Origin of the sequence: Marinilactibacillus sp. GCM10026970, assembly GCF_042660675.1 — a bacterium.
Classification (GTDB): domain Bacteria; phylum Bacillota; class Bacilli; order Lactobacillales; family Carnobacteriaceae_A; genus Marinilactibacillus.
In genome coordinates, this window is the sequence record NZ_JBHSUL010000003.1 from 17,390 (window position 1) to 29,573 (window position 12,184).

Here is a 12,184-nt window from a genome sequence, read left to right on the forward strand (position 1 = left end):
CTAAAACACGAATAATACCCATATTTCCAAACTCGCTAAACCGTATTCAATTAGCGAACAAGGAAATTCTGACTTTTGATCATCTACCCAACCGAATGAACGTTAACTTAATATAAGAAACTAAAACTTACTTTTTAAACGTACTTTCGAATCATTCTTATAATATCAAGCCCGTATTTATTGGCTTTAGTTTCTCCGAAGCCTTCTACAGCTAAAAGGCCATCTTTGGTTGTGGGCATCTTTTCAACTAAGGCATCTAACTGCTTATTCGTAAAATAGTGTATGCCTTAAAGTTTTCTTCACGACTTTTATTTAAACGATACGTTTTCAATTCTTCATATAAATCTGAATTATTTACTGGCGTTGTTCTTTGTACTTTAGGCATAGATTTGTCTATAGGCTCTTGACTACTGACTTTCTTGATGTTTTGGTGATATGTATTCACTTTATAAGCTTCGTACTTCTTAGTATAATCCTTTACGCTTTCCTTATGTAATGTCTTATAAAATTCTGCCCACTGCAGTAAATTCTTATCAGACAGCGCGGGCAAACTAGATTGTTTATGAGCATCCGTTATGTATTTGACAAGTTGATCAGCGCGGATCACTTTTTCTTTCACTTCTTTTTTAGCATATCTGGCATTCAATACAGTTTTAGGATTTGAAAGCACGACTATGGATTTAGTACCTTCTTCAAAATTTCTTTTTGTAAGAAACTTCGTCAAGAAATTGTTTCTATTGTTTATCCTCAATTTTTTCATCAAATCCATATGACGCTGATTTTGAGTGATTGGTGAATAAATGCCTTCTTTCTTTTTACGTCCTTTAAATTCTATTGTCCTTACAAAATCTCCAGCATGATTGATTTCGATATTCCCATATAGATTTTTACTTTCTATCACGAAACATAGCTTCTTTGTAAAGACCAGATAATCAATCTGAACACTTAAATCTCCATCTTCTAAATAGACATCATGTAAGATATACATCGGCATATGGCTATTTTTCAGCTCATATTCTATACTCTTTTCCCCTATCATTCCATACTCTAGATTCCTTATATCTTGTCTTAATAATTTAACGCCTTCCGCATTAAGAGACGGTTCTAGTTCTTTTAAGAGAGTTAGCTGGTCTTGAGTATTGCTATTCTCTTTAAGAAAGACTGGCTCTTTCAGTCTATTGAAAAAACTCATTAAATAAATTCTCCTTTGTTATAATAAAAATGTTTTAAATTAGTCCGTTTTCATATTAAATTGTATCATACTATTACACTATCGGTTAAAACAGTCTTTTCAGTAACACAGTTCATCTAATTAAATAAAAAATAACCCAAAAACCAAATCACTCCTTTTTTGAGTGTCTAGTTTTTGGGCTAAATGTATATATTTAGTTTTAGATTTCTTTGTACTCTACTTCAAGCGCACGTTTAACAGCTGGTCTTTCAAGAATCTTGTCTGCCCATGCTTTTAAGTTTGTATATTCGTCAGCTTTCAAGAATTTGTCCGCTTCGCCATACAGTTCGCCTTGAACTAAACGACCATACCATGGCCAGATTGCCATATCTGCAATTCCATACTCGTCACCGTTGATGTACGCATTGTCTGCTAAACGTTTGTCTAAAAGATCTAGCTGACGTTTCGCTTCCATTGTGTAACGGTTGATTGGGTATTCTTGTGCTGTTGGTGCATAGTTGTAGAAATGTCCAAAACCGCCACCTAAGAATGGTGCCGCTCCTGTTTGCCAGAACAACCAGTTCATCAGTTCTGTGCGCTCAGCAAGTGACGTTGGCATGAATGTCTCAAATTTTTCAGCTAAATAAAGTAAGATTGATACAGATTCAAATACACGAATCGGTTCTTTTTCTGAATGATCCATCATTGCTGGAATTTTAGAGTTCGGATTGATATTAACGAAGTCACTTCCGAATTGGTCACCTTTCATGATATTGATTTTATATAAATCATATCCAGCATTTTCAACGCCGGCTTCTTTTATTTCTTCAAGCATGATCGCTACTTTTACGCCATTTGGAGTACCAAGAGAATATACTTGTAGAGGTTGATCTCCTACTGGTAGTTTTTGTTCGAATCGGCTTCCGGCTGTAGGCTGGTTACCTGTCTTGCTTTTTTCGTCTGGTTCCCATTCCCATACTTCTGGAATTTCATAGTTTGACATGTTATCCACTCCTTATCATTTACTCTCAGTATACTGACTAATCTTTTTTTTAACAAGAATTGCATTTGCTCTTGAAATGTTCTAAGAGTTTTTGTATTACTTTTAATCATTTACAACGTACTAGAAATACATAGCAAAGATTATTCTGGTTAAGTTCTATGTACATCATTGTAGAATACTTTTATAAAGTATATTTCACCAAATACAATAAAACTTATTTTTTTTGCTTTTTCATTTTTATTTTTTGAACTAATCTTGCTATAAATCCAGCCGCCCATAAGCTTAACCCAGTCCATCCGACATACAGAAGAAATCTTCCTAATGGATAGTTTAATGCTGCTTCCCGATGAGCTACTCTCAACTCTTCAGCAGATGATAACTCAATATCTGGTATAGGTACAAATATCATCCATAGGAAAAAGCCTATTAATATACATAAAACCGAGATAATTAAGGTCACGTCCAATAGCTTATTAAATTCTTTGGAATCAAACTTCATAAATTATCCTTCTTTCTTGTTTATATAGTTGGATACTTGTTACCTTTAGCTCTTACCTTATGAGATATAACCTTTGAATCTACTGACTACTTCTGCATTCTGAACAAAGTCGACAACCCTATTGATCTCCTCACTGCTAGCATCGTAATCTATGCTATATAATTCAAATGTATTATATCGTGTAGTTTTTAAATTTTACTATAGCCCTAAAGCTTTTTTATGTATTCTAAACAAATTAAAAACGCTTCACAGGTGAGTCTTTCGACTCACTTGTGAAGCGCATAAAGGGGACTAAATTAAACGATAACCAAGTAAAGCAATCCTGCAAGAACTGCACCGATCATTGGAGCGACAACTGGGATCCAAGCATATCCCCAGTTAGAACCACCTTTGTTCGCGATTGGCAAGAATTGGTGTGCAATTCTTGGACCCAAGTCACGAGCAGGGTTGATTGCATATCCTGTTGATCCACCTAGTGAAAGACCAATTGAAAGGATCAGTACCCCAACAACAAGTGGGTTCAACCCTTCAGTAAAGGTATTTTGTCCAAACATCATTAGACCAAATACAAGTACGAATGTACCGATCACTTCTGAAAGAATGTTGCTTGTAGTATCTTCGATTTCAGCACCTGTTGCAAATGTACCTAAAATTGCGCCTTGATCAGTAGTGATTCTGAAGTGTGCTAGATAAGTCAACCATACTAGAACTGCTCCGGCAATACCTCCAGCTACTTGAGCGATAATGAACGGTACTACCATTGCCCATTCGAAATCTCCAATAATGGCCATACCTAGTGTTACAGCAGGGTTCAAGTGAGCAGGTCCCATAAACCCTGCAATGTAAACAGCCATGGTTACTGCTGCTCCCCATCCCATTGTGATGGCAACCCATCCAGCGCCTTCAGCTTTACTTTTTTTCAAACTAACGGCAGCTACTACACCATCACCTAGTAAAATCAAAAACATTGTTCCTAAAAATTCACTAAAAATTGTTAACATATCTCCACTCATCTAACTCAGACTCCCTTTAATGTTTTTAAATCAGATTCAGCAATTGCTTTTTCTAATTCTTCTGTATAGTGTGCTCTTGCTTCATCTGACCATTCATTATAGCGAGCCATTTCAGAGATCACTGGTTCGATAATGCTGTCTAATGTGTCGCGCATAAACAACATATGATTGGTACGGCGAATCAAGAAGTCACTTGGTGTTAAAGCCATTTCTTCTTGCATTGCATAACGTAGACTGATTGAGTCTGCCATCGTTAAGCCTTCTACTTGTTCAACTTCATCAAGTAGTGCATAAACTTTAGGCGTGTTTGATCCATAAAGATTAGCCAAGTAAGTTGCTTCAGATTCACTTAAGCCTTTTTCTATACCTTCTTTTGCTAAAGCTTCTGTTGCTTCGTCTACTTTTTGAGGATCGATGTCCCCGCCAGATACTGCATATTTCTCAGAATCGATTAATTCATATGATTTTCCGAAATCTCTATCCAAGATTTCAATAACCAATTTAATCGCGCCAAGAGCCATTTTACGGTAGTCTGTGATTTTACCACCGGCTACAGTTACTAAACCATCTTCATCTGTCTCGAGTGAGCTTCCGCGAGATAATTTAGAAGGACTTTCTTCTGCTTCTGGACTGTTGCTTTCGATATTTTTGAGTACGTCCGCAACTTCATAACGTTCCACTTTACCTTGTTGGTATTGTTCAACGATAGAGATCACTTCGTCAAAGCTTTCATCTGTAACGGTCTTGTTACTTAAACCGTTATAGTCAGAACCACCATTTGTCGCGATCAGTGGACGTAGACCTGCCCAACTTGATTCAATATCATCTAGTGTGATATTCGCTGATGGGTAACGACCATTCACGATTTCTAACAAGTAATCCACATCTTCTTGTTCCACTTGTGGATTTGAGAAGTCGCCTTTGTAGTCTGTGTCGGTTGTTCCAAAATACGTTTTTTCTTCACGAGGAATCACAAAGACCATACGGCCGTCTTGTTTACCTGTGTCAAAGTAAGTTGGTTGAGGAACAAACAATTTTTCGTTGTCTACTACTAAATGGACCCCTTTTGTAGGACGCATTTGTGGCGCAACGTCTAGCTTGTCATCCATCTGACGAATCGTATCTGACCATGGACCAGTCGTATTCATCACAACACGGGCTTTGATGCTGAATGTTTCACCGGTTAATAGATCTTCTACTTTTGCACCATTTGCTTTGCCGTTTTCGTCGTGGGTAATGCTCACAACTTTCATCCGACTAACCATGTGTCCACCGTCTTCAGCGGCACGTTTGATATTTTCAATAACTAAACGCGCATCGTTGTTACGGTAGTCCAAGTATACACCAGCACCTAATAAGCCTTCGCTCTTCAGTTGTGGTTCACGTTCTAGAACTTCTTCTTTTGTTAGTGTATAGTTAGCGTATTTCGTGCCTGTAACGTTCGCTAAGCGATCATATAGATCCATTGCAACTTTCAATGAAAACATTGAAAACGTTGAGTTTGGTTCGTCATATATTGGTAGAATCATTGGATCCGCTTTTGGAATATGCGGTGCAATTCCTTGAACAACCGCACGTTCTTGTACCGTGTCCGCTACCACTTCAACGTCGAAGTTTTTCAAGTAGCGTAAGCCACCGTGTACAAGTTTTGTTGAACGAGAAGAGGTTCCTTCCGCAAAATCCTGCATTTCTACAAGTCCGGTTTTAAGACCGGAAGCACTGGCCTGCAAAGCAGACCCCGCACCTGTAATCCCGCCACCAATAATGAGTACATCTAGTGTTTCTTCTTTTAAAGCTTTAATGTCTTGCTTTCTTCTTTCAATTGAGAAAACCATAATTTCTTCCTCCTGTACTGCTCTTCCTACTATGCTTCTGGTTTAAATACTTGAGTTGCTTTAACAGCTAATCTCCAGTTTTTGTAAAGTTTTTGGCGTTCTTCTTCTGACATTTGTGGCTCAAATGTTCCGCCTTCTTCGTACATATCTTTGATTTCGTCCATACTTTCCCAGAATCCAACCGCTAAACCAGCTAGATAAGCTGCACCTAATGCAGTTGTTTCCAAGTTGTGAGCACGTTGTACTTTTGTACCTAAGATATCTGCTTGGAATTGCATTAACCAGTCATTGTTCGCTGCTCCACCATCTACTTTTAGCAATGGAATATCGATTCCAGCATCTTTGTTCATTGTGTCGATAACGTCACGTGCTTGATACGCAATAGATTGTAAAGTCGCTTTAACAAAGTCTTCTTTTGTTGTACCACGCGTTAAGCCAAAGACAGATCCACGTGCATCTGAATCCCAGTATGGTGCACCTAATCCAGTGAAGGCAGGAACAACGAACACTTCGTTATCACTCTTAGAATTTTTCGCTAACGCTTCTGAATCTGCAGAGTTTTCAATCATTTTAAGTCCGTCACGTAACCATTGGATAGATGAACCAGCAACGAAGATACTTCCTTCTAATGCATAGTAGATTTTACCGTTGATACCGTAACCGATTGTTGTTAGTAAGTTGTTTTCAGATAGTTGTGGTTTTTCACCAGTATTCATTACGATAAATGAACCTGTACCATACGTGTTTTTAACCATTCCAGGTTCAAATGCCATTTGACCGAATAGCGCTGCTTGTTGGTCTCCGGCCATTCCTGAAATTGGAGTGTTTGCGCCATAGAAGTGATAGTTAGCTGTTTCACCATAAACTTCTGAGTTTGATTTAACTTCTGGCATCATTGCCATTGGAATGTTTAGTAGATCTAAGATTTCTTGATCCCACTCTAATTTGTGGATGTTATAAAGCATGGTACGACTTGCATTAGAATAATCTGTTACGAATGATTTTCCACCTGTTAATTTCCATACTAACCAAGTATCAACCGTTCCGAATAGTAATTCTCCTTTTTCAGCACGTTCTTGAGCGCCTTCTACGTTATCAAGAATCCAACGAATCTTAGTCGCTGAGAAGTAAGAGTCAATAATCAAACCTGTTTTTTCGTGGATCATTTCTGAATGACCCTCTTCATGCAGTTTTGTAGCGATTGGAGCTGATTGGCGAGATTGCCATACAACTGCGTTATAGATAGGTAATCCAGTTTCTTTATCCCAAACGATGGTTGTTTCACGTTGGTTTGTGATTCCGATACCAGCGATATTTTCTGGTTTAACACCGGATTCAATAAATGCACCCGCAATAACGGATTGAACGGAATTCCAGATTTCGTTAGGGTTATGTTCTACCCAACCACTTTGAGGGAAAATTTGTGTGAACTCTTTTTGTGAGCTTCCAATTGTATTTAATTGTTTGTCATAAATAATTGCTCTTGAGCTTGTTGTTCCTTGGTCAATGGCCATAATGTACTTAGTCTCTGTCATAATTTAAATCCTCCTATTTATAATCGATTGTTGCAACCGATTTCTTTACTTTATTATTGTAACCGTTTTTCATCAATTAAAAATGTCAGCTTTTTTTGGATTTTTAAATTTTTTGAGAGTTTTTAATATCGGTTGGAAGTATTTTGTGATTTCAGTAACGCTTTAGTACCAACAAAGATACCGTTTTCCTTTTGACAGCTTGCTTTCATTGAAAACCTATCAGAAAGATACTAAAATGATATATCACATAGCACTCTGAAGTCTAAAAGAAATTTTTTCGATGTTATTTTTAAGATTGAAAAAAGAACAAGCTACAGGATAGACGCTGTGCTTGCTCTAGGTATTCATCTCTTGAATAATTCTTTGGATATTTGCCATATCAAAGGAGGACAAGATTTCTGAGAGGATATAGACTTTGGCATCGTTGTAATAATTTTGTTCTGCAGGTTTTTCATTTGTCAGAATTAGATCGTAGGATTTACCGGGCTGATACACTTCAATTTGAATCCCATTAATGGGGCGCATTTTAAGCATCAACAGTTGACTGAGGGTATCTTTGTAGAGACCGTCCATTTTCAAATCAATACCAATCTGGATCACTGTGGCCATCTTAAATGAAATCAGCGTCAGTAAGCTAATGTACTTGAGTAATTCCATCTTAAGCAAACTATTGTCGTCCACTTCTGTGCTCATAAATTTATCTGTACTGGTCGTGAGTAAGGTTCGAGCCAGTGGCACAAGATTCTTTCCAACCACTTGCTTTTCTCTCGCCAACATTTCCTCGTACTCATAAATTTCAATATCTCCTTGGAAAAAGTAGAGTCTCGTATGAATATGGGTTAAATGATAATACATATCTCGTTCTAGCATATAAGGCAGTTTGCGAAACTTGAAATGAATGATAATCGTTTCTACTATATAAGTGTCCAGTGAAGCGATTGGGGCATGCCGGTCACGAATTAGCGTATACTCATGAAAGTCATGTTCCGTCAGAATGGGAAAAGCGAGTAAGAAAGCAAAGTGAAGCATCGCTTCTTCTTCATCTACCTCTATTGAATACCGACTATAATAGCGCAAGACCATGACATGTATTTTATGATACAAGGGGTCTTTTAAATAAGGTTGCATTTGCTTCCGTAGTTGTTTGTAGTTTTTATTTTTGTTGGTGATGCGTGATTTGCTGATAATCAGCCAAATGTTCAAGCGCTGACGATTTTCAGGAACCACGTTCACTTGTAAGAAATTTTCCACAGATTGTACGGCTTGCGTGATTTGCTGATCGGAACGCAAATTGATCAAGGCTGATTTATCTTCTATATAATAGTAGAATTGAAAATAAAAATAGCGGATCTGTAGTTCTTCTCCTTGTAGTTGACCATTGCGAATCTTGAGTCCGAACTCTTTTAGGTGCGTGTTCAGTTCTTTGATTTTGCGGAACAAGGATGAGTCGCTAATGGCCAATTGTTGGGTTAATTGAGTGATTGAAAATTCTTGGTGTTTGAACAAGAAATTGATGATCTCTATTTTAATCGACTGGTCTAAATAGATTCGGTAAATATGCTGCAATGAGATATGATCACTCATGGTCAGCTTGATCTCTTGACCGTCATATTCTACTTGAACCTGATCGTTGAAAACTTCAATCCGAGACGTGATGGATTCCAGATCATTTTCAAGAGACGCTTTTGAAACGGCCAAGTGATCCAGCATCTTACCGTACGACAGAATCCCATTGTTCAAAACAAGTTGCTTGAAAATCGTGATTTCTCTGACTTCATTTTTTTCAAGGAAGTGTTCAACTTTCATCTTCGTCAACCCTTTCTTCCATCCAAGAAACCAAGTTCGTTGTTGAAACCATCGGAGAATAAGCAGGATGGAAAAAATAATCTTTTTGTTGTAAGTCTTCTAGCGTTTGTTTTGTTTGAATCGCTAGAGCAAGTGTGTTGATTTTTTCTAAAATATTGGCTGTTGAGATCATTTGCGCACCTAATAGCACTTGAGTGTCGGCGTTATAAACCCATTTCAGCGTAGCGGTATCTGAATTGGGTAGACTGTTTAAGCGTACGGTTTGTCGACGCGTTTCGATTGTCTGATTCGTAAATAAACTTTCTGCTTCAGTCATACCGGTACTGGCAATATAGTAGCCAAAAATAGACGTGCCGATTGTTCTTAAGGATCCATTGAAAGTGACTGTTGGCTCCATTAAATTAGCTGCTGCTACAATACCTGTCCTCACTGCGTTATTGATTAGTGGGATATAAACCATATCTTCTCCCGGACCGGCTAATTGGATACAATCGCCTACTGCAAAGACATCTTTCACAGAGGTTCTGAGGTAACGGTCGACCGCAATCGTCTGATCCATATGCAGTTCAACTTGTGCATCTAAAAAATGGAGATTAGGTCTAACGTTTACACCCATAATAACCGCATCGCTGGTAACAGACTCCTCACCAAGGTGAACCGTCACTTTCTGATCTTCCGTTTCTTCTATAGAAGAAACAGTTTGTCTTAGTTTTAAATTGACCCCTTTTTCCAACATTTTCTGTTCGATTGGTTGAATCATTTCTTCATCTAAATATTTAAATAAAACATAATCCATACTTTCAATCAACGTGACTTGTTTTCGCTGTTTGTTTAGTAGATCCGCCGCCTCTACGCCAACTTGTCCGCCACCAATAATTGTGACGTGCTGGCTCTCTTCCACTTTAGCAAGTGCTGCTTGTGCTTCTCCGTACCGTTTATATTTCAGCACACTTTCATGTGCACTACCGTCAATTTTCTCAGATAGTTGTCTTGAACCTGTGGCGATAATGAGCTTATCGTAGGAAATCAATTCTTCTTGTTCTGAATAATCATAGTGAATAATTTTTTGAGTAGTATTGATTTTTTGAACCGTTGCACCTAAATAGCACTGGATTTTATGATTTTCAAGTTGTTCTTTTGTGATAAATCGCGCTTCATCTAGATGCTCGATTTTCTTTTCCCAGTATAAGTGCAGGCCGTTTGGAATATATCCTAAAGTAGCTTGCTTTTCCAGCAAGATAATTTCTAAATGAGGGTGTTTTTTTCGCACTTCTAAAGCAGCAGCTACTCCTGCAAAAGATGCGCCTACAATAACGACTTTCATTCCATTACTCCTAGTTGATCGATTTTTGATTAGTATAACACAGCTAGAAAAAGACTCCTAGAAAGGGTTAAAGATTCCACTTCACCTATTTCTTTACATAGAAAAAGAGCAGAATACACTTCTGCCCTTTTTTATATGGTTAGAATCTTTTTATACTTGTTCAATAATCATTTGCTTATTAACGCATCACCGATCCACCAGAAAGGTTAATGTTTTCTCCAATAATATTCTCTGCAGCATCTGATAATAAATAAGCGATTGTGTTCGCTACTTCATCTGTATTGGTAATGCGTCCAGTTGGTAACTTTTCGCTTTCAATCTTGAATTGTTCTTCAAAGCTACGACCTTCTCGCTCACCTTTAGAACGAATACCATTTCTACCCATTTCAGTATCTACATATCCTGGGCAAACTCCGTTCACTCGAACATTGTGTTCAATCGCTTCTAGTGCAAAGGATTGAGTGAAGGCATTCAGTGCAAACTTAGATCCAGTGTACGCCGTTCCACCATACGTTCCTCTCACACCTGAAAGAGAAGAAACATTTACAATGGAGCCTTTTTTGTCTTTTTTCATATTTTTATAAATTCTTTGCGTTAAGAGAATTGGCACTGTGTGGTTTAAGTGCATCACGCGCTCCAACTCTTCTTGCGTTAATTCTTCCAAGATGCCTCCGCCGGTCATCCCCGCTGAATTTACCAGTAATGAAATCGTTCCAAACGTTTCTTCTGCGACTAACACTAATTTTTCTCTGTCTATTGCATCTGTCAGGTCCGCAACATACATCAAAACCTTAGCATTCGGCGACTCGTTTTCGATTTCCTTTTTTAAATCGCTCAAAACTTGTTCTTTTCTACCCGTAATCGTAACGTTGGCACCCATAGCGGCTAATACCTTCGCTGTTTCACGGCCAATGCCTCCGGTCGCTCCTGTAACCAGAGCATGTCTCCCTTTAAATACATCAGATGAAAAAATAGACATAATCTTCCTCCTAAAAGTTTTGTTATCTGAATTGTGACATATAAAGAAATGATTATCTAATATTATGTTTGTTCAAAAGAAATCATGAAGTATCTCACGCGAATATAAAGGTGTTTTTTCTCTATTTGCGTAAACTTTTTCAAAATATCCAAATATAGTGATTGACCTTAAAGTATGGTCTAATGTTATAGTCTATTTAAAGGAAGGAGTTATAACATGAATATAGGAGAATTGTCGTCCGCTACCGGGGCTAGTAAATCTAAAATCAGATATTATGAGGATCAAAATATCTTAATACCGGTTAGAAATGAAAATGGCTACAGACACTACACAATCAAAGATTTAAAAGACCTTCAATTGATTCTAGCTTTGAAAAAATCGGGGTTATCACTTAAAGATATTCGACAGATGATTTCATTAAAGAATAGAGAAACTTCTGTAGAGTGTCAGGAAGATATCAAACAGTTTATTGATAAGCAGGTAAACTTGATCAGCGAAAATTTGGATACCTTAACGAAGGTCAATCAAATATTTCAAAAGATTCAGCATATTGTAACAGCTAGTACGGGAGATAATGAAAGAGATATTCTTGATTTACTAGATAAAATCAGTGACCTTGGAGGAAAAACAAAATGAAATTGCTTTTAAAATCGGAAAACTTTTTTTACTAATAGCGGCTATATACACTTACTTTTTCGTCTTTCACTTTTCGGTGCCTATACTTCTACTCTTTTTCTTTTTAATTGATTTATCAATGGTCGGTTATATAAAAGACAATAAAGTCGGAGCCATCATATACAATTCAGCGCATAATTTAATCATTCCTTGTCTGCTTCTCACTTTAGGCTTGTATTTTCAAGTGAATCCTTTGATTTATAGTTCTTTGATATTATTTATTCATATCTTTTTGGATAGAACTTTTGGATTTGGATTAAAATACTCAGATGCCTTCAAGCATACGCATATTAATTAATCGTACTCTAGAATCAGATGATTTAAAAGATCAAACAAGAACTAAG

Annotated in this window: 12 protein-coding genes; 2 read left to right on the forward strand and 10 right to left on the reverse strand. The window is 37.4% G+C overall.

The window, feature by feature from the left end; genetic code table 11:
- Nucleotides 1–134: 134 nt before the first annotated feature.
- The 10 genes from ACFP65_RS01575 to ACFP65_RS01620 all read right to left on the reverse strand — a co-directional run bounded on the left by ACFP65_RS01575 (nucleotide 135) and on the right by ACFP65_RS01620 (nucleotide 11,165).
- Complete coding sequence (locus ACFP65_RS01575) at nucleotides 135–239, reverse strand: HRDC domain-containing protein (RefSeq protein WP_379915272.1); 105 nt, start codon at nucleotides 237–239, stop codon at nucleotides 135–137.
- Between the two features lie 17 nt (nucleotides 240–256).
- Entirely contained in the window at nucleotides 257–1,192 is a 936-nt protein-coding gene (locus ACFP65_RS01580) for a nuclease-related domain-containing protein (protein ID WP_379915273.1), read from the reverse strand.
- A gap of 199 nt (nucleotides 1,193–1,391) precedes the next feature.
- Nucleotides 1,392–2,174 carry a glutathione-dependent disulfide-bond oxidoreductase gene (gene yghU / locus ACFP65_RS01585; RefSeq protein WP_379915276.1) on the reverse strand — a complete coding sequence of 261 codons (783 nt, stop codon included), beginning with the start codon at nucleotides 2,172–2,174 and terminating at the stop codon, nucleotides 1,392–1,394.
- A 214-nt stretch (nucleotides 2,175–2,388) separates the two neighbouring features.
- Nucleotides 2,389–2,673, reverse strand: coding sequence for a hypothetical protein (locus ACFP65_RS01590; RefSeq protein ID WP_379915278.1), 285 nt, complete (start codon nucleotides 2,671–2,673; stop codon nucleotides 2,389–2,391).
- 296 nt (nucleotides 2,674–2,969) lie between these two features.
- Nucleotides 2,970–3,686, reverse strand: a complete 717-nt coding sequence (locus ACFP65_RS01595) for an MIP/aquaporin family protein (protein ID WP_379915280.1) — start codon at nucleotides 3,684–3,686, stop codon at nucleotides 2,970–2,972.
- Between the two features lie 5 nt (nucleotides 3,687–3,691).
- A complete protein-coding gene (gene glpO, locus ACFP65_RS01600) occupies nucleotides 3,692–5,521 on the reverse strand; it encodes a type 1 glycerol-3-phosphate oxidase (protein WP_379915282.1) in 1,830 nt (609 codons plus the stop codon).
- A 29-nt stretch (nucleotides 5,522–5,550) separates the two neighbouring features.
- A complete protein-coding gene (gene glpK, locus ACFP65_RS01605; protein WP_379915284.1) occupies nucleotides 5,551–7,056 on the reverse strand; it encodes a glycerol kinase GlpK in 1,506 nt (501 codons plus the stop codon).
- Between the two features lie 336 nt (nucleotides 7,057–7,392).
- A complete protein-coding gene (locus ACFP65_RS01610) occupies nucleotides 7,393–8,862 on the reverse strand; it encodes a helix-turn-helix domain-containing protein (protein ID WP_379915418.1) in 1,470 nt (489 codons plus the stop codon).
- Entirely contained in the window at nucleotides 8,852–10,186 is a 1,335-nt protein-coding gene (locus tag ACFP65_RS01615) for an FAD-dependent oxidoreductase (RefSeq protein ID WP_379915286.1), read from the reverse strand. The genes ACFP65_RS01610 and ACFP65_RS01615 overlap by 11 nt, the downstream gene beginning before the upstream one ends.
- 178 nt (nucleotides 10,187–10,364) lie before the next feature.
- The gene (locus ACFP65_RS01620) at nucleotides 10,365–11,165 is read right to left on the reverse strand and encodes an SDR family NAD(P)-dependent oxidoreductase (RefSeq protein WP_379915288.1); all 801 of its coding nucleotides are present in this window, start codon (nucleotides 11,163–11,165) and stop codon (nucleotides 10,365–10,367) included.
- Nucleotides 11,166–11,381: 216 nt separating this feature from the next.
- On the opposite strand from ACFP65_RS01620, the gene ACFP65_RS01625 reads away from it, so the two are divergent.
- A complete protein-coding gene (locus ACFP65_RS01625) occupies nucleotides 11,382–11,801 on the forward strand; it encodes a MerR family transcriptional regulator (protein WP_379915290.1) in 420 nt (139 codons plus the stop codon).
- Nucleotides 11,776–12,138 carry a DUF4260 family protein gene (locus ACFP65_RS01630; protein ID WP_379915292.1) on the forward strand — a complete coding sequence of 121 codons (363 nt, stop codon included), beginning with the start codon at nucleotides 11,776–11,778 and terminating at the stop codon, nucleotides 12,136–12,138. The genes ACFP65_RS01625 and ACFP65_RS01630 overlap by 26 nt, the downstream gene beginning before the upstream one ends.
- Nucleotides 12,139–12,184: the final 46 nt, after the last annotated feature.